We start from the raw sequence: 18,459 nt of genomic DNA, 5'->3' as shown, positions 1-18,459 counted from the left end.
GACGACGTGAATCGCGTACGACTCGCAGAGTTTCTGCGCACGCGCCGCGAGGCGCTTCAACCAGAGGACGTCGGACTTCCCAGGGGCGGTCGCCGCCGGACGCCAGGACTCCGGCGCGACGAGGTCGCAGAGCTCAGTGGCATCTCCACGCACTACTACACCCGCATCGAGCAACCGCGTGGCCCGGTGCCGTCAGCACAGGTGCTCGCGGCGATCGCCCGAGGGCTGCGGCTCAACTCCGACGAGCTCGATCACCTTCAGCGCCTGGCGGGCCATCCAGCCGTACGTCCGGCGGACCCGCAACACGGGATCAGCCCGGGTCTGCGGAGGATCTTCGACCGGCTCCAGGACGAGATGGCCCTCATCGTCGACGAGGTCGGCGAGACCCTCTTGCAGACCCCCTCGGCGGTCGCTCTCCTCGGGGACGAAACCCGCTACTCCGGGATGATGCGCAGCCGCATCTATCGATGGTTCACCGACCCTGCGACGCGCCTGCGCACGCCCATCGAGGATCATCCGGCTCACAGCCGAGCACTGGTTGCCCAGCTCGCACACGCCGCCGCCTCCGGCAGGTGTCCCCGCGCCGAAGCGATGATCACCGCGCTGCGGCGCTCGAGCCCCGAGTTCGAGGAGCTGTGGAGCGATCACCCGGTCGTCGGGCCCTACTGCGATGCGAAACGCCTGATCCACGACGAGGTCGGCGAGCTCGAGCTGCACGGCCAGACTCTGCACGATCCGGATCGACCCCAGGCTCTGACGGTGTTCACGGCCGAGCCCGGGAGTGAGAGCGAGCGTCGACTCAGGATGCTGTCGCTGGTCTAGACGTAGCCCTCGTCGTTGTCCTCGGCGTGGGTGAGGCGCCGTAGCGCCTCGTCCATGTGCAGCTCGACGCGCTTGAGAGTCAGCTTCACATCGCCGGCCTCGATGGCGTCGACGATCTGGATGTGCTCCTCGACCAGCTCGAGAGGCTGCTGGTAGGTGCCCTCCAGCGCAGTCAGGCACATCCGCGTCTCGACGATCAGGGTCTGGTGCATCCGGGCCAGGCGCCGGCTTCCGGAGCACTGCACGAGTACGTCATGGAAGCGGAAGTCGGCATCGCTCAGTTTTGCTGGGTCGCCCAGCTCGAGGGACTTGGTCATCGCGTCGCAGGCGGCGCGGAGCTCGCGCAGCGCCGCGGGGATCCGCGCCTTTGCGATCATCGTGGCGGCGGCACCTTCGACGGCTGCCCTGGCCACGTAGATGTCTCGGATGTCGGCCTCGTCGAGCTCGATCACGAAGAGCCCGCGGTTGGGCTCGCTGCGGAGCAGGCCCTCCTGGACCAGGCGCTGCATCGCCTCGCGCAGCGGGCCGCGGCTGACGCCGAACTGGGCCGAGAGCGCGGTCTCGCTCAGCTGTGCACCGGGCTGCAGGGTGCGCTCCATGATCGCCGTGCGCAGCTGGCGAGCGATGACCGAGGCCGTCGACTCTCTGTGCACGGGTTCGAAGCTCGATGTCACTGTCAACGTGGTCTCCGATAGGTCACCGAGAAAGAGTTTGATTGTTGACAATCATTGCATGTGGCCAGGGTCGCGGGACGGAAAGACCAGCGAGCGGGCCGGGCACGAGTGACGCGCTCGGCCCGCTCGTCAGCAGTCGCTGATCAAAGGGTCTCGGCCTTGTCGAGCTGGGCGAGCTCCGCCTCGGACTCCGGCGTACCCGGGATCTCGGTGCCCCGGATCGACTTGCCCGCCGTCTCGACGACGAAGAACAGCGCGATCAGGCCGACCACGGATCCGGCGATCATGTAGTAGGCCGGCATCAGCACGTCGCCGGTGGCGCCGATCAGGGCGTTGTTGACGTACAGGGCCGTGCCGCCGAAGGCGGCGGTGGAGATGTTGTAGCCGATCGCCATGCCGCCGTAGCGCACCTGCGAGGGGAACATCGCCGGGAAGGTCGCCGAGATCGTCGCGAGCTGGGCAACGTAGACGATGCCGAGCACGGTGAACCCGAGGACCGCCGGCCAGAAGCCCTGACCGATCAGGAGGAACATCGGGACCGACAGCACGATCAGCCCGATGAAGGAACCGCCCCACATCGGCTTGCGGCCGACCTTGTCCGAGAGCGCTCCGGCGATCGGCAGGAAGACCAGCATCGCAACCTGTCCGAAGATGACCAGCAGGTCGGCATCGGAGCTGCTGAAGCCGGCCTCCTCCTGCAGGTAGGTCGCCATGTAGGCCAGCAGGGTGTAGTTGGCGATGTTGAGCGCGGCGACCAGGCCGATCAGGGTGAGGATCGGCTTCCAGAAGAGCGCGAAGAGATCCTTCAGGGCGGCCGCGGCGCCGCCCTCGACGGCGTCCTGCGTCTCGAGCTCCTGGAAGACCGGGGTCTCCTCGAGCCTGGTCCGGATGTAGAGGCCGATGAGGCCGATCGGGCCACCGATCAGGAACGGGATACGCCATCCCCACTCGGTCATCGCCGCGTCGCCGATGATCGCCTCGGTGGTGAACACGACGGCGATGGCGGCGGTGAAGCCGACGATGGTGCCGAACTCCAGGAAGCTGCCGTAGAACCCACGCTTCTTGTCGGGTGCGCACTCGGCCATGTACGTCGCGGCACCGCCGTACTCGCCGCCGGTCGAGAATCCTTGGATCACCCGGAGCAGCACGAGCAGGACCACGGCCCAGACGCCGACCGAGTCGTACGTGGGCAGGCAGCCGACCAGGAAGGTGGCGCCCGCCATCAGGATGATCGTCATCGCGAGGACGCGCTGGCGGCCGATGCGGTCGCCGAGGGGGCCCCAGAAGAGGCCGCCGAGCGGTCGCAGGATGAACGAGATCGCGAAGGTCAGAGCAGTGCCGGCGAACCCGTACTCCGGGAAGAAGTTGGCGGTGATCTCGGTCGCGACGTAGGCGAAGGCGCCGTAGTCGAACCATTCGGTCGCATTGCCGACCGCTGAGCCGGTGATGGCTCTTCGAAGCTTCGATTTGTCGGGTTGTGCCTCGTTGGAGGGGATGGTTGGGGTTCCTGACATTTCTTCTCACCTGCTCGGTGTGATTGATGGCTGGGGACCGCGTTTGACCCGCAGTGTTGACTGTAGGTTTGTCAACAATTTGCGCCACGTTAGCGCTGTCTGTGCGCCCTGGCTAGGGCGCGGCGATGGTGACGCAGGGTGTGGCGGGAGGTTTACATAAAGCCGCGAGGCTACCCGAACAGGGCTCCGAGCCCGGGCAGGGGGCGGGGGCTCCCGGCGAGTCGCAGGCCCTCCCAGACGGTCACCTGGTTGGCCGTCAGCACGGGTTTCCCGAGCTCTTTCTCCAACGTGTCGATGCTGGTCAGCGTGTGCAGCGCGGTGTCGGGGACGAGGACGGCCTCGGCCTCGGGAACGTCGACGGCCACGGCCATCTCCAGGACCGCGTCCGGACCGAGACGGCCGGCGTCGACGGCGGTGAAGATCCCACTGGCGCCGAAGGAGACCACGTCGATCCCGCCCGCCGCCAGGAAGGAGCTGAAGTGTCCGGCCAGTTCCTCCGGGTAGGAGGCGGCGACAGCGACCTTCCCGAGTTCGAGCGCCCGGGCCGCCTCGACGAACGCGATCGAGGTCGACGAGGCGGGGACGCCCAGGCGCTCGCTGATCGCGGCCGCCTGGGCCGCGGCGCCGTCCCGGCCGTAGACGAAGCTCCCCGACGTGCACGCCCACATCACCGCGTCGGGGGAGTGGACAGCGATCTCGTCGGCGCCCTGGGCGAGCCTGGCCGCGGAGCCGGTGTCGAGGAGAGCCTCGACGGTGTGCTCGTCGCGACCCATGGACGTGTGGACCAGCGGCAGCCAGATCGCGCCGCCGAGCGCGTTCTCGAGTGCGGGGAAGTCGTCCTCGGCCGCGTAGCCGGGATAGAGCAGCCCGATCACGGGCGGCCGGGTCATGAGGCTTGCCCCCAGAGGTTCTCGGCGGTCGGCGGGGTGCGGCCGACCAGTCGGAGCGCGGCCTCCATGGTCGCCCGGTTGGCCGAGATCACCGGCTTCCCGAGCTCTGCCTCGAGCCGGCCGAGGATGTCGTACGTCGCCAGGTTCGTGCACGAGACGACGACCGCCTCGGCGGTGTCGGTGTCGGCGGCCCGCACCAGTTCGAGCGTGGTCTCGTAGGGAACCTCCCAGATGTGGTGGCCCAGCCCGAGGTCGCCGGTGCTCACCACGGTGACTCCGGCCTCGGCCAGGAAGCTGGCGAACCGGGCGGCGAGCGCGACGTCGTAGGGGGTGGCGACCGCGACCCGGGAGACGCCGAGAGCTGCCAGCGACTCCAGCACGGCGCCGGAGGTGGTGATCGCCGGAGCATCGCCGCCACCGGCGCGTTGCATGGCCGCGGCCAGCCGGCGCTCGCCGTGCCGGCCGTGGACGAAGCTGCCGGAGGTGCAGGCGTAGACGTAGGCATGGGGATCGGCGGCCGAGAGGTCGCGTACGGCCTGCTCGACGGTCGCGGTCTCGCTGATCTCCTCAGCCATCTCGAGGGTGACCGCACGGTCGGTGAAGGGCGTTCGGTTGAAGAGCAGAGTGGTATCGGCCGGGGCCCACCGCCACAGCTCGTGGTCGAGGACCATGTCATGCGGAACGACCACGGCGATGCGTACCGTCGGGGACATCGCACCTCGCTAGGATTGTTGACAATCTTCAATCTGCCCTCCTAGCGTAGTCTCGGATTATTGCGGAGGTGTGTCGATGCGACGGAGGATTTTTCTTGGAGACGTCCCGGCGCCCCGCGATCACGATCCTCTGTCCGCCCGACGGCGGCAGACCCGCCGGGATGGAGCGCCTGGAGGCGGATGCCGAGCTCACCTACACCGATGCCGCCGGCCTGGCCGACGCGCTTCGCGGAGCCGAGGCGCTGCTGCTGTGGGACTACTTCTCCGAGGCCGTCCGTGACGCCTGGTCGAGCACCGGCTCGCTGCGCTGGCTCCATGTCGCGGCCGCCGGGGTCGACAAGCTGCTGTTCCCGGAGCTGGTCGCCTCCGAGGTGGTCGTCACCAACGCCCGCGGGATCTTCGACCGGGCGATGGCGGAGTTCGTGCTCGGCTCGATCCTGGCTGTCGCCAAGGACATCCACCTCAGCCATGACCTGCAGTCGGCCCGGAAGTGGCTTCGCCGCGAGACTCGGCTGATCAGCGGCGAGACCGCGCTCGTGGTCGGCACCGGGGCGATCGGTCGCGAGACGGCCCGGCTGCTGCGCGCCGCCGGGATGGACGTACGCGGCGCCGGCCGCACCGCCCGCAGCGGCGATCCCGACTTCGGTGAGGTCGTCGCGAGCGCCGAGCTGGCCGCGCACGTCGGCTGGGCCGACCATGTCGTCATCACGGCCCCGCTGACCGACGAGACCCGTGGCCTGATCAGCGAAGACGTGCTCGCGGCGATGAAGCCGGGCAGTCACCTGGTCAACGTCGGGCGCGGGCAGATCGTCGACGAGGGCGTGCTCGTCTCCGCGCTCCGCGATGGTCCGGTCGAGGCGGCGTCCCTGGACGTCTTCGAGGTCGAGCCACTCCCCGCCGAGAGCCCGTTGTGGACGATGCCGGGGGTGGCGGTCTCGGCGCACATGTCCGGCGACTACGAGGGCTGGAGGGAGGCGCTGGCGGACCAGTTCGTCGACAACGCACGGCGCTGGCTGAGCGGCGAGCCGCTGCTGAACGTCGTCGACAAGCAGCGCGGCTTCGTCGTCGCGGAGCAGGGGGAGAGGCCATGACCGAACCGAAGAGCGCTTCCGGGTCCGAGCTCAGCGCCCTGACCGCCACTGAGCTCGTGGCCGGCTATCGCGCAGGCGCCTTCACCCCGCTCGACGCGACACGATCGGTGCTCGACACGATCGAGGAGCGCGACGCCGCGGTGAACGCGTTCGTCCGGGTCGACCCCGATGGCGCGCTGGCGCAGGCGACCGCGTCCACCGAGCGATGGCGGGCCGGGCATCCGCTCGGCAGCGCCGACGGCGTACCGACCTCGGTCAAGGACATCCTGTGGACCGCAGGATTGCCGACAATCCGCGGCACCTGGCTCATCGACGAAGTCGGGCCGTGGCCGGAGGACGCTCCCGCGGTCGCGCGGCTGCGTGAGGCCGGCGCCGTGATCACAGGGAAGACGACCACGCCCGAGTTCGCCTGGAAGGGCGTCACCGACTCGCTCCGCTACGGCTCCACCGGCAACCCCTGGGATCCGGGTCTGACCTCGGGCGGCTCCAGCGGCGGTGCCGCGGCGGCGGTCGGTCTCGGCATGGGCCCGTGGGCGCTCGGCACCGACGGCGGCGGCTCGGTACGGATCCCGGCGTCCTTCACCGGCACGGTGACGATCAAGCCCACCTACGGACTGATCCCGCTCTATCCCGCCAGCCCCTTCGGCACCCTCTCGCACGCCGGTCCGATGACCAGGACCGTGACCGACGCGGCGACGCTGCTCGACGTGATCGCCGGCTTCGACTCCCGCGACTGGTCGGCGATGCCGGCGCCGGGAGCTTCCTTCCTGGTCGGCCTGGACGACAGTGTCGAAGGGCTGAGGATCGGGTTCTCGCCCACGCTCGGGTACGTCGAGAACGACCCGGAGGTCGAACGGCTGATCCGCGAGGCGGTCGCCGTGCTCGAGTCCGCGGGCGCCCAAGTCGAGGAGGTCGATCCCGGTTTCGCCGACCCGGTCGACGCGTTCGACGTGCTCTGGTTCTGCGGCGCGGCGAAGGTCATCGACGCCTATCCGCCCGGTGCGATCGACAAGATCGACCCGCTGCTGCGCGAAGGCATCGAGACCAAGGGCCGCGGCTCAGCGGCCGACTACCTGGACGCCACCGCGGTCCGGATGGACCTCGGCCGGTTGATGGGGCGGTTCCACGAGACGTACGACCTGCTGGTCACCCCGACCATGCCGATCACCGCCTTCGAGCGCGGGCTGCAGGCGCCGAAGGGCTGGCCCTCGCAGTGGTGGCCGAGCTGGACGCCCTACACCTACCCCTTCAACATGACCCAGCAGCCGGCGGCGAGCGTGCCATGCGGCACCACCGAGGAGGGTCTGCCCGTCGGCCTCCAGATCGTCGGTGCCCGCCACGACGATGCCCGGGTGCTGCGAGCGGCGCGGGCCTACGAGCGGGCCAGCGGTGAGCTGTTCGTCCGACCTGTCGACAATCCTCGAGGAGCCCGATGAGCCGCTACATCACCGTCACCCTGGAGCGCCGCGGTGTCTCCTGCCTCGCCCGACTGCTCGACGAGGAGGCGCCACGCACCGCCGGCGCCGTGTGGGACGCACTGCCGCTGAGCGGCCAGGTCTTCCACGGCAAGTACGCCCGCAACGAGATCTACAACCTGGTGCCCGCCTTCGCCGCGAAGGAGCCCGGCAAGGAGAACACGACGGTCACCCCGATCCCGGGCGACCTGTGCTACTTCGCCTTCTCCTCCGATGACCTCGGCAACCCGTCCTACGGCTATCCGGAGGACCGCGGGCCGGGAGGTATGACCGAGATCGTCGACCTCGCCCTCTTCTACGGCCGCAACAACCTGCTGATCAACGGCGACCAGGGCTGGGTGCCGGGCAACGTCTTCGGCACGGTCGTCGACGGCCTCGAGGAGATGGCGAAGGCCTGCCAGGACGTCTGGATGAACGGCGCCACCGACGAGATCCTCACCTTCGCGCGCTCGCACGACGACGCGCAGTAGCGACGGCTGGGATCCGGACGGATCGGGTATCGGTCCGGTGTTCGAGGACACCGTCGATAGGGTTTGGACATGTCGTGGTCGGAGAGCAACACCCATCACTGGGACGACTGGTCGCTGGCCGACCTCGTCGCGGCCAAACAGGGGCAGCGGGTGAGCCTCGTGGTCCCGGCGCGCAACGAGGCCGCGACCGTCGGCGGCCTGGTCGACAAGCTGCGTACCAGCCTGATGGAGACCTCGGATCTGGTCGACGAGCTCGTCGTCATCGACTCGGACTCCTCCGACGACACCGCGCGGATCGCCGCCGACGCCGGCGCCGACGTCTACGCCTCGGCCGCGATCCGGCCCGAGCTCGGCTCCTACCCCGGCAAGGGCGAGGCGATGTGGAAGTCGCAGTTCGTGACCACCGGCGAGCTGATCGTCTTCATGGACGCCGACCTGACCGAATGGGACACCCATTTCGTACGCGGCCTGGTCGGCCCCCTTGTCAACAATCCGACGATCGAGCTGGTCAAGGGCTTCTACCGGCGCCCGGGGGAGCACGGGCTCGACGGCGGCCGGGTCACCGAGCTCGTCGCCCGCCCGTTGCTGGCCCTCCACCGCAGGCCGCTGCGGGACCTGATCCAGCCATTGGCGGGGGAGTGGTCGATCCGGCGCTCGCTGTTCGAGCGGCTGCGCGTCCCGACCGGCTACGGCGTGGAGCTCGCCGCACTCGTCGACACGCTGGACACGCGCGGCATGGATGCGATCGCCCAGGTCGATCTCGGCCAGCGCGACCACAGCCACCAGGACCTCTTCGATCTCGGCCTGATGGCGACCCAGATCGTGGGCATGATGTCGCGCCGCCTCGGGACGGGGCCGGCGGGCGACGACGTCGAGATGCGGCAGTACATCCCGATCGACGGCTCGACCAAGGTCGTCGACCGCTCCGTGAGCCTCCTGGAGCGGCCGCCGGTGCGCGACATCTCGGGCGGTATGGTCGCCTGATGCTGCGCCTCGGACGACATGCCTTCGGTGATGACGAGGCGCTGATGATGGCGATCGTCAACCGCACCCCGGACTCGTTCTTCGACAAGGGTGCGACCTGGGCCGAGGACGCGGCCTTCGAGCGCGTACGCCTGGTGGCCTCCCAGGGCGCGGAGATCGTCGACATCGGCGGGATCAAGGCGGCACCCGGGGCCGAGATCGGCGCCGCGGAGGAGAAGACCCGCGTGGTCGACTTCGTCGCCCGGGTGCGCGAGGAGTTCCCGGCGCTGGTGATCTCGGTGGACACCTGGCGCGCCGAGGTCGGCGACGCGGTGTGCGCGGCCGGCGCCGACGTCATCAACGACGCCTGGGGCGGGGCCGACCCGGAGCTCGTCGACGTCGCTGCGGCCCACGGCGCCGCGATCGTGTGCACCCACACCGGAGGCGTGACGCCGCGGACGCGGCCCTACCGGATCGAGTACGACGACGTGGTCCGCGACGCGATCGACTCGACCCTCGGCTACGCCCAGCGTGCCCTGGACGCCGGCGTCGCGAAGGACTCGATCGTGATCGACCCGGCCCACGACTTCGGGAAGAACACCTTCCACTCCCTGGAGATCACCCGCCGGCTCGGGGAGATGGTCGCAACCGGCTGGCCGGTGCTGGTCTCGCTCTCCAACAAGGACTTCGTGGGGGAGACGCTCGACCAACCGGTCGGAGAGCGCCTCCTCGGCACCCTGGCCGCGACCTCGGTCTGCGCGCTGGCCGGCGCCCGCATCTACCGCGTCCACCAGGTGCCGGAGACCCGGCAGACCGTCGACATGGTCTGGACGATCGCCGGCCGGCGACGTCCGAAGCGAGCGATCAGGGGACTGCAGTGACTCGAGTGGCGCTGGTTCCCGGATGCCTGGCCCTGCTGCCGGAGTACGCCTCGCTCGACGACCCCGTCCACGAGCTCCGCTCGGCCTGCCTGGCCGCGGTGGCCTGGCTGGGCGAGGACGTACGCGTGATCGCCGGTGCGCAGGGCGCCCGGGTCGCCTCCTCACTATTGGCCGAGGTCGGCACGGCTCCGGTGACCAGCGGCGAGGCGGCGTACCTCATCGTCGGCAACGGGTCTGCCCGCCGCAGCGAGAAGGCGCCGGGCCACCTCGACCCGAGGGCGGTCGGGTTCGACGAGGGGCTCGGCAAGGCGCTGGTGACGCCCGACCCCGGCGCCCTCGGCGCGCTCGATCTCGCGCTGGCCGATGAGCTCTGGGCCGACGTCGGCCCGATCGTGGAGGCGGCCGACCTGCTGCGCAGCGTCGGCACGGTGGCGGTCGACTACGACGACGACCCCTTCGGGGTGCGTTACTGGGTCGCTCGCTGGGAGTAGCGGAGCAGGTCGGTGAGCCCCGCCGCGTAGACCTTCGGGGTGACGTCGCCCAGCATTAGCCGCTGCAGGATGAAGCCGGGCAGCAGGCCGGTGAGGACCATCGCGATCCTCTCGGGATCGGCGTCCGGGGGGAACCGGCCGGCCTCGATGGCGCCTTCGGCGTAGGTGCGCCAGGCGGCCCGGATGCGGCGCGCCTCGGGGGCCATCAGCTCGCGGACCTCCGGGTCACGGGCGGCCTCGGCCCAGGTCTGCAGGGCGATCCGTGGGAGGTCGACGCCGAGCTCGGCGGAGAGGTCGAGGAGGTGCTGGGTCGCGGCCTCGATCGCACGCTCGGGCGGGGGAGTGTCCTCACCGGAGCTCGGGTCGGGGGTGAAGCTGGTGATGGCTTCGGCGATGGTCGTCAGACCCGACTCGGCGATCACGCGGATGATGTCGCTCTTCCCGCGGAAGTAGGTGTAGACCGAGCCGGCGGACAGGCCGGACTCCTTGACCACCGCGGCCATCGTCGTCTTGTGGAAGCCGTCGCGCTCCACACAGCGCAGCGTCGCCGCGATGATCTGCTGGCGCTTCTCGGCGCGGTGTTCCTCGCTGATCTTCGGCATACCGGAAGCATACCTCAAAAGAAAACGAATATTCATTCTTGATAAATCCGACAGGACGGAGGAGAGTGTCTGTCAAAGAGAATGAACATTCGTTTTTCTGGAGAAGGAACCCGCCATGTCCCAGTCAGCCAAAGCCGTGATCGGGGTCAGCCTCGGTCTGGTCACCTTGCTCACGTTGCTCATCTCCGCGTTCGCCTGGCCCACCAGCGAGCTGGAGCCCAGGTCGCTGCCGCTGGTCGTCGCCGGCCCCGAGGCCGCGGTGACCCAGATCGAGTCCCAGCTCGCCGCCAATGCGGGGGAGGACGCCTTCGAGATCACCGCCGTCGCGGACCGCGACGTGGCGGTCGAGGCGATCGAGGACCGGGAGGCGTACGGCGCGATCGTCGTCGGCCCCCAGGGCTCGGAGTTCCTGGTCGCCTCCGCGGCCAGCGCCAATGTCGCTCAGCAGCTCACCCAGATGGCCGCCGCCATGGGTGCCGAGACCGGCACCCAGCCCCAGGTGACCGACGTCGTGGCGAGTGCGGAGGACGACCCGCGCGGCATCGTCTTCGGTGCCTCCGCGCTGCCGCTGGTGATCGGCGGCATCATGGCCGGCGCCATCACCTCGCTGGTACTGACCCGCACCCGCGACCGGGTCGCGGCCGCCTTCCTGATCGCGATCGGCGGCGGTCTCGCGATGACCGGCGTCGTCCAGGGCTGGCTCGGAGCACTGGAGGGCAACTACCTGGCCAACGCCGGAGTCGTCGCCCTCGCCATCCTCGCGGTCGCGCTCCCGATCATCGGTCTGCGCCACCTCATCGGCCCGGCAGGCGTCGGCATCGTCGCGCTGCTGATCCTGCTCGTCGGCAACCCGCTCTCCGGGATCACCTCGGCGCCGGAGATGGTGCCGTTCGGTTGGCTCGGCCAGCTGATGCCCCCGGGCGCGGCCGGGTCGGCGCTGCGCGGCTTCTCCTTCTTCGACGGCGCCGGGACCACGGTGCCGCTGATCGTCCTCGCCTGCTGGGCCGGGGTCGGACTGCTCCTGACCCTGCTCCCGCACCGCGAGAAGGACAGCGCCGAGGACGCCGGAGCCGGACGGACCGAGCGTGACCTGGACGCCGTAGCACGGTAAAACAGTGGGGATGACTCATTCACACGAGCCGGTCGGCGAGTGGTGGCGCGACCAGGTGGCCGCGCTCCACCGCTGGGGCCGGCTCGTGCTGCGTGATGAGGACGACTCGGTCCACCAGATGCGTGTGACCGTACGCAGGCTGCGCAGCGTCCTGGCGACGTACCGCCCTCTCCTCGACACCGAGCAGACCGAGCCGCTCCGCGCAGAGCTGAGGTGGCTGGCCGCCCTCCTCGGAGACGTACGCGACGCCGAGGTGCTCCGCAAACGGCTGCGGCAGTGGTCGGCCGAGCACGGTCCGGGACCGTCGGGTGTCGAGGCACTCCGGGCCGCGCTCACGGAGCGCCAGACCGTGGGCCGCGCCCGGCTGTTGCCGGAGCTGGACGGCGAGCGCTACCGCACTTTGACCGCCGCCCTCGCCGCGGCCGATGGTTTTCCCTGGTCAGGAGGCGCCCCGGGCAAGAAGAAGCTGCGCAAGCGGGTTCGCCGGGACTGGCGACGACTGGCCGCGGCGGTCGATGCCGCCGAGCACGCCGATACTGCCGTGGAGCGTCGCCGGCAGCTCCACGAGGTGCGCAAGAAGGCCAAACGCACCCGCTACACGGCCGAATCGCTGCGCGAGGTCTTCGGCAAGGACGCCGAGCGTCTCGCCGATGCCGCCAGGTCGATCCAGTCGGCCCTCGGCGACCTCAACGACTCCGCGGTCATGATCCGGGCGATCGAGGACATCCCCGGGCGCGACGACGCGCTCCGCGAGTTCCTCGAAGCCGAGGAGGCCGCCGCCAAGGCCGCCGAGGAGAAGTTCGCCTCCGTCTGGAAGAAGGCGAACCGCTCGAAGGTCCACGGCTGGCTGAATCCCTGAAACCCTGAGTCCCCGGTCAGCCGATGGGGAAGTCGAAGTACGTGTCCGGGTAGGGCTCCTCGATCAGCGAGTAGTGCCACCACTCGTTCTCGTAGCGGCTGAACCCACATGACTCCATCACCGAGCACAGGTGCGACCGGTTGCGCGCCGCGACCTCGGAGACCCCGGCCGCGCCGTGGTGGGAGATCTCGTCCATCAGGTCATGGTCGCCGCCCATGTCCAGCAGCGCCCCGGTGGCCAAGGAGAAGAGGGTCAGGTCGACGGTGCTGCCGCGGCTGTGGCCGGACTTCGTGGCGACGTACCCCTTCTCGAACATCTCCGGGCGGGTGATCGAGGGGTAGTGCACCCGCTTGCGCTCGTCATCGTCCGGCGCTGGCTCCTCGGCCCAGCGCAGGAAGGCGTCGACGGCGCGCTGGGGGCGGTAGCCGTCCCACAGCAGGATCCCGAACCCGAGGGCGGCGGCCTTGTCCCGCGCCTGGGCGAGCGCGGCGCACAGCTCGCGGGTCCCGACGATGCGGTTCACCAGGTAGCCGTCGACCGGCTTGCCGGTGAAGTTGTCCCAGGTGGCGTACTTGCTGTCCCAGCGGATGCCCGGTGCCAGCTCGTCGACGAAGCCGAAACCGTCCTTCATCGCGGGGTCTCTTCAAGAGCCAGGGTGACCGCGCGGTCGAGGAAATCCGTCATCGAGATCCCGGCCGCGGCCATCATCCGCGGGTAGCGGCTGTAGGAGGTGAGCCCTGGCAGCGTGTTGACCTCGTTGAGCACCACGGTCCCGTCCGCCTTGAGGAACATGTCGACCCGCGCCAGACCACGGCAGCCCAGCGCGCGGTAGACCCGCTGCGCCTCGGTCTTGACCAGCTCCTGTGCCTCGATCGGGATGTCGGCAGGCACGATGAAGGTGGCGTTCTCCGAGCCGGTCTCGGGGGCGTCCTCCTGGTGGATCTTGAAGAAGCCGTGCGAGAGCGCGACGTGGTCGACCTCTCCGGTGACGAGCTCGGCGCCATTGCCGAGGATCGCGCAGCCGATCTCCTCGGCGACGACCCCCTCCTCGACGAGCACCTTCTCGTCGTACTGCCGCGCGGTCGCCACCGCGTCGGCCAGTTCCTCGGCCGAGGTGACCTTGCTGACCCCGAACGAGGACCCGGAGCGGGCCGGCTTCACGAAGACCGGATAGGGGAGTACGCCGGGGTCGCCAACAGTCTGCACAGTGTCGCCGGCGTCGAGGATCCAGAAGTTCGGCGTCGGGATCCCGGCCTCGCCGACGACCGTGTAGGCCAGCGACTTGTCCATGCACAGCGCCGAGCTCTGCACGTCGCAGCCGACGTACGGGATCCCGGAGAGCTCGAAGAGCCCCTGGATCGCACCGTCCTCGCCGAGCTTGCCGTGCAGGACCGGGAGCACGACGTCGAGCCGGATCGTCTCGTAGCTGCCCTCGTCGAGGACGAGCAAGCCGTGGACGCTGCGGTCGGGGGAGAGCACGACCGGGCGGTGCGCGCCGTCCTCCCAGCTCGCCTCGGGGCCGTGGCACAGGCGCCAGTCACCGCTCTTGGTGATGCCGATCCAGTAGGCCTCGTACTTGTCGGCGTCGAGGTTCTTGGCAACCTCCTGCGCCGACTTCACCGAGACGGGATGCTCCTCGAAGACGCCACCGAAGATGATGCCGACCTTGAGCTTAGACATGCGGAAACCTGCTTTCGAATTCACGACAGTTCACGATGGAGTTCTCGACCGTGTCCATGAGGGCATGGTCGGTGAAGTAGGCGATATGGGGGCTGACCAGCACATTCGGCATCTCCTGGAGCCGCGCCAGCCAGCCGTTGGGGATCTCACGTCCGCGGAGATCGGCGTAGAAGATGCCCTCCTCGCCTTCGATGACGTCGAGGGCCGCACCGCCCAGCCGGCCCTCCTCGAGAGCTTCGATGAGCGCCGGGGTCTCGACGAGCGCGCCGCGACCGGTGTTGATGACGTACGCGCCGGGGCGCATCCGGTCGATGCGCCGCCGGTCGAGGAGATGGTGCGACTCCTCGCTGAGCGGCGCGTGCAGCGTGACGATGTCGCTGAGCTCGACCAGCGTGTCCAGATCGACGTGCTCGACGCCCTCGGCCGCGGGCCGGGGCCGGATGTCATAGGCGAGTACGTCGCAGCCGAAGCCCCGAAGCCGGTCGATGACCGCCGCGCCGATCCGCCCGGTCCCGACCACGCCGACGGTCAGGTCGCGCAGCTCGCGGCCCCGGGTGGCCGCCGGGCGGTAGTCGTGGGTGTCGGTGCGCCGGATCGTCGACTTCGCCTGGCGCACCGACATGAGCATCAGCATCAACGTGTAGTCGGCCACGGAATCGGGTGAATAGGAGACGTTTCCGACCGTTATCCCGATGCTTTTCGCGAAGTCGACGTCGATGTGGTTGAAACCGACGCTTCTCGTCGAGATATACCGGACACCGGACTTCTGCAGTGCGAGAAGCGTCTCGTTCGATATCGGCGACTTATGGCTGACGCTGATGCACTGGTCTCCGACCGCGAGCTCGACATTGTCCTCGGAGACGGGCTCGGTCGTGGTCCTCAGCGAAACCCCGAGCCCAGGCGCCAGTGCGTCGAAGATGCGGCTCTCATCAGGGGCGCAGCCGTAGACCGTGATCCCGACGGTCGGCGAGATCACGGTCTGCTCCATCGGCTCGGTGGGCGCCGTCAGGGTCGGCTCGTGGTAGATCATCGACGCCAGCAAACCTCAGGAACGGTTGCGGGCCCGTATGGAATTTCTGATATGCCGACGATAGGTAATCGGGGAGTTATCGTCCGTATATCGATTAGCGGATACGCGCTGGCAACGTGGGTTTTCGAAGACTGATGGGATGATTCCCCTCAGCTTGGACGAAATCGCCTCGTTGGTCGGCGGGAAGGTCGTCGGCGACGGCTCGGTGACCGTGAGTGCGCCGGCAGTGATCGACGGTCGCGAGGCCGACCCGGGCGGCCTCTTCGTCGCGTTCGCGGGTGAGCACACCGACGGCCACGAGTACGCACCCCAGGCCGCTGCGGCCGGTGCCGTCGCCGTGCTCGGCTCCCGTCCGACGGCGCTCCCGACGGTCGTCGTCGACGACGCGCAGGCCGCGCTCCAGCGCCTGGCCGCCCACGTCATCGCGCTGCTGCGCGACGAGATGACCGTCGTCGCCATCACCGGCTCCCAGGGCAAGACCAGCACCAAGGACATGATCGAGGCGGTGCTGGCGAGCGAGGCACCGACCGTCGCGACCTCCGGCTCGTTCAACAACGAGCTCGGCGTACCGCTCACCATGCTGCGCGCCGACGCGACCACGAGGTTCCTCGTCCTGGAGATGGGAGCCCGGCACATCGGCGACATCGCCGAGCTGACCGGCCTGGTCGCGCCGGACATCTCCGTCGTGACCAACGTCGGCCAGGCCCACCTGGGTGAGTTCGGGTCGCGCGAGGCGATCGCGACGGCCAAGAGCGAGCTGGTGCGGGGCATGGCGATCGGCGGCACGGCTGTGCTCCACGCCGACGACCCGCGGGTGCTCGCGATGGGCGAGCTCACCGACGGTCCGGTGCTGGCCTTCGGTGCCGGCGAGCGGGCGGGCGTACGCGTGCGTGACCTCGCCCTGGACCGGCTCGGCCGGCCCACGTTCACCCTTCAGCACATGGACGCCGAGGCTGTCGTCTCGCTCCCGTTCGTCGGCGCCCACTGGACGCTCAACGCCGCGGCCGCCGCGGCGGCCGGACTGGCCGCCGGGGTCCCGCTCGAGCAGGCCGCGGCCGCGCTGACCACGGCCTCGATCTCGAAGTGGCGCATGGAGCTGCGCGCCCTGACCAGCGGCGCGACCCTCCTCAACGACTCCTACAACGCGAACCCCGAATCCACCCGTGCCGGTCTGGACGCGCTCGCCTCGATCGACGCCAGGCGCCGCATCGCCGTCCTCGGCGAGATGCTCGAGCTCGGCGAGACGAGCCGCGACGCGCACCACGAGATCGGGACGTACGCCGCCACCCGGGCCGACCTGGTCCTCACCGTCGGCGAGGCCGCTGCCGTCATCGCGGACGGGGCGGGGGAGAGGGCGATGGCCCTCCCCGACAACGCCGCCGCGATCGACTGGCTGCGGAGCCACCTCGCGCCCGGCGACGTGGTGCTCGTCAAGGCCTCACGCGGAGCCCGCCTCGACCAGGTCGCCGCGGCGCTGGTCTGAGGTCGGTGGAACGGAACGCCGGCGGCGCCACCACGGCCACGACAAGATCGCGGCCAGGGCGGCGCCGCCGGCGTTGAGGAGCACGTCGTCGATGGAGGAGACCCGGTCCAGGCGCAGGGTGTACTGCAGGGTCTCGATCGTCACCGAGCCGGCGACGCCCAGTGCGAGGACCCGCCCCACCGAGCGCAGCGCCCGGAAGCGGATCGGGCCGAAGAAGCCGGCCGCGGCGAAGAGCAGCAGGTTGCCGACGACACCGACGGTCGTCATGGTCGGCAGGTCCGCGAGCGGCACCAGGCTCACGCTGCCGTCGACCAGGCCGGCCATCGGGCCGGGGACCATCGTCAGGAGCACGAACGGCACGGTGCCGTAGACGATCGCGACCTCGGCCAGCGACGTACGCCATGCGCGGCCCGGCGTGACACCGAGTGCCCGGCGCAACATCGCCAGGACCGGCACCGCCAGCACCGCCACGGGCAGCGCCAGGATGGTGAGCAGGGCGATGCCCGTGAAGGTGAGTGAGCCCGATTCGTTCACCATCACTGGCCTCGCCGCCTCATGTAGAGGTCGAAGGCCCGGTAGACGATCGGCCGCAGCGGCAGGTCCCACTCGCCGACGTACCTCACCGCCTGCCCGCCGGTGCCGACCTTGAACTGGATCAGCCCGACGTGGGAGTCGTCGGTGGACAGGGTGGGGGTGATCCCACGCAGGTCGTAGACGTCGCAGCCGGCGGCCAGCGAGTCGCGGATCATCGCCCACTGACAGGCGTTGGAGCCGCGTACGTCCCGCTTTTCCGTGGAGGAGGCGCCGTAGACGTACCAGGCGTGAGCGCCGACGCGGACATAGATCGTCGCGGCCACCAGGTCGCCGTCGTGACGGGCCAGATAGAGCTTGATCCGGTCGCTGTCCTCGGCGGACAGAGCCGCGAACATCTTCTCGAAGTAGGCCAGCGGCCGCGGTGTGAAGTGGTCGCGCTCGGCGGTGTGGATGTAGAGGTCGTGGAAGGCCTTCAGGTCCTCGCCGCCGACCGACGTGGTGACCTCGACGCCGGCCTTGGCGGCCTTCTTGATGTTGCGCCGCCAGAGCTGGTTCATCCCCGCGAGCACGTCGTCCTCGGACCGGGCGGTTCCGTCGGGGTGGCGCAGCGGGATCTCGTACGTGAACTGCGGCTGCCCCGCCCCGAACCCGTCCTCGGGGTTCTGCGGGATCCAGCCGGAGTCGCGGAGATAGCGTGTCACTCCTGCGCCGACCGGGTCGGCCCGGCCAGGGACGTCGGTGAGGCGTACGACCTCGGGATCGGCGATGCCCTCCTTGACCTGCGCCGCGTTCCAGGTTTCGGTGGGCACCGGGGGAGCGACCCGGATCGCGAACGCGCCCTGCGACCGCAGGTAGGCGACCAGCGGCGGGAACCAGACGGTGAGCCCGCCGGCCCAGTCGATGTCGGGACCCCAGGGGAGGTAGGCCAGCGTGTAGCCCAGCCGCGGCACCGGCCGGTGCAGCACCAGTCCGGTCCCGGCCAGCCGGTCGCCGGCGTACCAACCCAGCGACTCGCTGCGCCACTCGGTCTTCACGTCGGCCCAGGCCGGGGTCTGCAGGAAGCTGACCGATCGCCGCGACCGGACGTGGTCGAGGTGCTCGGCGGGGCTGATCGGTCGGACAGTGAAGGTCACCGTGCCAGTCAACCCGCGGAGATGTCGTCAGGGCGTATGGCAT

General features: G+C 69.6%; 20 protein-coding genes. 10 read left to right on the top strand and 10 right to left on the bottom strand.

Annotation, left to right across the window (positions count from 1 at the left end):
* Nucleotides 1–6: 6 nt before the first annotated feature.
* Nucleotides 7–822, top strand: a complete 816-nt coding sequence (locus tag AB0F44_RS03370; RefSeq protein ID WP_357352632.1) for a helix-turn-helix transcriptional regulator — start codon at nt 7–9, stop codon at nt 820–822.
* On the opposite strand, the gene AB0F44_RS03365 is transcribed toward AB0F44_RS03370, so the two are convergent.
* The 4 genes from AB0F44_RS03365 to AB0F44_RS03350 form a co-directional block, all read right to left on the bottom strand.
* On the bottom strand, nt 819–1,475 hold the full coding sequence (locus AB0F44_RS03365; protein ID WP_357352630.1) for a GntR family transcriptional regulator: 657 nt from the start codon (nt 1,473–1,475) through the stop codon (nt 819–821). The genes AB0F44_RS03370 and AB0F44_RS03365 overlap by 4 nt on opposite strands.
* 164 nt (nt 1,476–1,639) lie before the next feature.
* Complete coding sequence (locus AB0F44_RS03360; RefSeq protein ID WP_357352628.1) at nt 1,640–3,010, bottom strand: MFS transporter; 1,371 nt, start codon at nt 3,008–3,010, stop codon at nt 1,640–1,642.
* A gap of 170 nt (nt 3,011–3,180) precedes the next feature.
* Complete coding sequence (locus AB0F44_RS03355; protein ID WP_357352626.1) at nt 3,181–3,900, bottom strand: maleate cis-trans isomerase; 720 nt, start codon at nt 3,898–3,900, stop codon at nt 3,181–3,183.
* Nucleotides 3,897–4,613 (bottom strand): aspartate/glutamate racemase family protein, encoded by a 717-nt coding sequence (locus tag AB0F44_RS03350; RefSeq protein WP_357352624.1) that lies wholly within the window; start codon nt 4,611–4,613, stop codon nt 3,897–3,899. The genes AB0F44_RS03355 and AB0F44_RS03350 overlap by 4 nt, the downstream gene beginning before the upstream one ends.
* Nucleotides 4,614–4,708: 95 nt before the next feature.
* On the opposite strand from AB0F44_RS03350, the gene AB0F44_RS03345 reads away from it, so the two are divergent.
* The 6 genes from AB0F44_RS03345 to AB0F44_RS03320 all read left to right on the top strand — a co-directional run bounded on the left by AB0F44_RS03345 (nt 4,709) and on the right by AB0F44_RS03320 (nt 9,984).
* Nucleotides 4,709–5,704, top strand: a complete 996-nt coding sequence (locus AB0F44_RS03345; protein WP_357352622.1) for a D-2-hydroxyacid dehydrogenase — start codon at nt 4,709–4,711, stop codon at nt 5,702–5,704.
* Nucleotides 5,701–7,140: an amidase gene (locus AB0F44_RS03340; RefSeq protein ID WP_357352620.1), complete on the top strand. Its 1,440-nt coding sequence runs from the start codon at nt 5,701–5,703 to the stop codon at nt 7,138–7,140. Before AB0F44_RS03345 ends, AB0F44_RS03340 begins: the two co-directional genes overlap by 4 nt.
* Nucleotides 7,137–7,649 carry a DUF3830 family protein gene (locus AB0F44_RS03335; RefSeq protein WP_357352618.1) on the top strand — a complete coding sequence of 171 codons (513 nt, stop codon included), beginning with the start codon at nt 7,137–7,139 and terminating at the stop codon, nt 7,647–7,649. Before AB0F44_RS03340 ends, AB0F44_RS03335 begins: the two co-directional genes overlap by 4 nt.
* Before the next feature lie 69 nt (nt 7,650–7,718).
* The gene (locus AB0F44_RS03330) at nt 7,719–8,633 is read left to right on the top strand and encodes a glucosyl-3-phosphoglycerate synthase (protein WP_357352616.1); all 915 of its coding nucleotides are present in this window, start codon (nt 7,719–7,721) and stop codon (nt 8,631–8,633) included.
* Nucleotides 8,633–9,493, top strand: coding sequence for a dihydropteroate synthase (gene folP / locus AB0F44_RS03325; protein ID WP_357352614.1), 861 nt, complete (start codon nt 8,633–8,635; stop codon nt 9,491–9,493). Before AB0F44_RS03330 ends, folP begins: the two co-directional genes overlap by 1 nt.
* Nucleotides 9,490–9,984, top strand: a complete 495-nt coding sequence (locus AB0F44_RS03320) for a hypothetical protein (protein WP_357352612.1) — start codon at nt 9,490–9,492, stop codon at nt 9,982–9,984. The genes folP and AB0F44_RS03320 overlap by 4 nt, the downstream gene beginning before the upstream one ends.
* Here the strand turns inward: AB0F44_RS03320 and AB0F44_RS03315 are convergent.
* Nucleotides 9,960–10,586, bottom strand: coding sequence for a TetR/AcrR family transcriptional regulator (locus AB0F44_RS03315; RefSeq protein WP_357352610.1), 627 nt, complete (start codon nt 10,584–10,586; stop codon nt 9,960–9,962). The two genes, AB0F44_RS03320 and AB0F44_RS03315, sit on opposite strands and share 25 nt — an antisense overlap.
* 115 nt (nt 10,587–10,701) lie before the next feature.
* On the opposite strand from AB0F44_RS03315, the gene AB0F44_RS03310 reads away from it, so the two are divergent.
* Both AB0F44_RS03310 and AB0F44_RS03305 read left to right on the top strand, forming a co-directional pair.
* Entirely contained in the window at nt 10,702–11,697 is a 996-nt protein-coding gene (locus AB0F44_RS03310; protein ID WP_357352608.1) for a hypothetical protein, read from the top strand.
* Between the two features lie 10 nt (nt 11,698–11,707).
* Nucleotides 11,708–12,556, top strand: a complete 849-nt coding sequence (locus AB0F44_RS03305) for a CHAD domain-containing protein (protein WP_357352607.1) — start codon at nt 11,708–11,710, stop codon at nt 12,554–12,556.
* A gap of 16 nt (nt 12,557–12,572) precedes the next feature.
* On the opposite strand, the gene vanX is transcribed toward AB0F44_RS03305, so the two are convergent.
* From vanX to AB0F44_RS03290, 3 genes are read right to left on the bottom strand one after another with little or no spacing between them, the layout of a single operon-like run.
* Nucleotides 12,573–13,187, bottom strand: coding sequence for a D-Ala-D-Ala dipeptidase VanX (vanX, locus tag AB0F44_RS03300; RefSeq protein WP_357352605.1), 615 nt, complete (start codon nt 13,185–13,187; stop codon nt 12,573–12,575).
* A complete protein-coding gene (vanA, locus tag AB0F44_RS03295) occupies nt 13,184–14,236 on the bottom strand; it encodes a D-alanine--(R)-lactate ligase (RefSeq protein WP_357352603.1) in 1,053 nt (350 codons plus the stop codon). The genes vanX and vanA overlap by 4 nt, the downstream gene beginning before the upstream one ends.
* Complete coding sequence (locus tag AB0F44_RS03290) at nt 14,229–15,209, bottom strand: D-isomer specific 2-hydroxyacid dehydrogenase family protein (RefSeq protein WP_357352716.1); 981 nt, start codon at nt 15,207–15,209, stop codon at nt 14,229–14,231. Before AB0F44_RS03290 ends, vanA begins: the two co-directional genes overlap by 8 nt.
* 196 nt (nt 15,210–15,405) lie before the next feature.
* Between AB0F44_RS03290 and murF the strand changes: the two genes are divergently transcribed.
* Nucleotides 15,406–16,749: a UDP-N-acetylmuramoyl-tripeptide--D-alanyl-D-alanine ligase gene (gene murF / locus AB0F44_RS03285; protein ID WP_357352601.1), complete on the top strand. Its 1,344-nt coding sequence runs from the start codon at nt 15,406–15,408 to the stop codon at nt 16,747–16,749.
* Here the strand turns inward: murF and AB0F44_RS03280 are convergent.
* Nucleotides 16,705–17,286, bottom strand: coding sequence for a VanZ family protein (locus tag AB0F44_RS03280; protein WP_357352599.1), 582 nt, complete (start codon nt 17,284–17,286; stop codon nt 16,705–16,707). The genes murF and AB0F44_RS03280 overlap by 45 nt on opposite strands.
* On the bottom strand, nt 17,286–18,416 hold the full coding sequence (locus tag AB0F44_RS03275) for a peptidoglycan bridge formation glycyltransferase FemA/FemB family protein (RefSeq protein WP_357352597.1): 1,131 nt from the start codon (nt 18,414–18,416) through the stop codon (nt 17,286–17,288). The genes AB0F44_RS03280 and AB0F44_RS03275 overlap by 1 nt, the downstream gene beginning before the upstream one ends.
* Nucleotides 18,417–18,459: the final 43 nt, after the last annotated feature.

It is taken from the genome of Nocardioides sp. NPDC023903 (genome assembly GCF_040639295.1).
In the GTDB taxonomy this organism is placed as follows: domain Bacteria; phylum Actinomycetota; class Actinomycetes; order Propionibacteriales; family Nocardioidaceae; genus Nocardioides.
The sequence above is the reverse complement of the archived record's forward strand: the minus strand, read 5'-3'. Positions and strand labels throughout refer to the sequence as shown.

Coding starts and splice junctions, on each gene's coding strand:
- AB0F44_RS03360 (WP_357352628.1), bottom strand. CDS start 3,010: ATGTCAGGAACCCCAACCATCCCCTCCAACGAGGCACAACCCGACAAA.
- AB0F44_RS03355 (WP_357352626.1), bottom strand. CDS start 3,900: ATGACCCGGCCGCCCGTGATCGGGCTGCTCTATCCCGGCTACGCGGCC.
- AB0F44_RS03350 (WP_357352624.1), bottom strand. CDS start 4,613: ATGTCCCCGACGGTACGCATCGCCGTGGTCGTTCCGCATGACATGGTC.
- AB0F44_RS03340 (WP_357352620.1), top strand. CDS start 5,701: ATGACCGAACCGAAGAGCGCTTCCGGGTCCGAGCTCAGCGCCCTGACC.
- AB0F44_RS03335 (WP_357352618.1), top strand. CDS start 7,137: ATGAGCCGCTACATCACCGTCACCCTGGAGCGCCGCGGTGTCTCCTGC.
- AB0F44_RS03330 (WP_357352616.1), top strand. CDS start 7,719: ATGTCGTGGTCGGAGAGCAACACCCATCACTGGGACGACTGGTCGCTG.
- folP (WP_357352614.1), top strand. CDS start 8,633: ATGCTGCGCCTCGGACGACATGCCTTCGGTGATGACGAGGCGCTGATG.
- AB0F44_RS03315 (WP_357352610.1), bottom strand. CDS start 10,586: ATGCCGAAGATCAGCGAGGAACACCGCGCCGAGAAGCGCCAGCAGATC.
- AB0F44_RS03310 (WP_357352608.1), top strand. CDS start 10,702: ATGTCCCAGTCAGCCAAAGCCGTGATCGGGGTCAGCCTCGGTCTGGTC.
- AB0F44_RS03305 (WP_357352607.1), top strand. CDS start 11,708: ATGACTCATTCACACGAGCCGGTCGGCGAGTGGTGGCGCGACCAGGTG.
- vanX (WP_357352605.1), bottom strand. CDS start 13,187: ATGAAGGACGGTTTCGGCTTCGTCGACGAGCTGGCACCGGGCATCCGC.
- vanA (WP_357352603.1), bottom strand. CDS start 14,236: ATGTCTAAGCTCAAGGTCGGCATCATCTTCGGTGGCGTCTTCGAGGAG.
- murF (WP_357352601.1), top strand. CDS start 15,406: ATGATTCCCCTCAGCTTGGACGAAATCGCCTCGTTGGTCGGCGGGAAG.
- AB0F44_RS03280 (WP_357352599.1), bottom strand. CDS start 17,286: ATGGTGAACGAATCGGGCTCACTCACCTTCACGGGCATCGCCCTGCTC.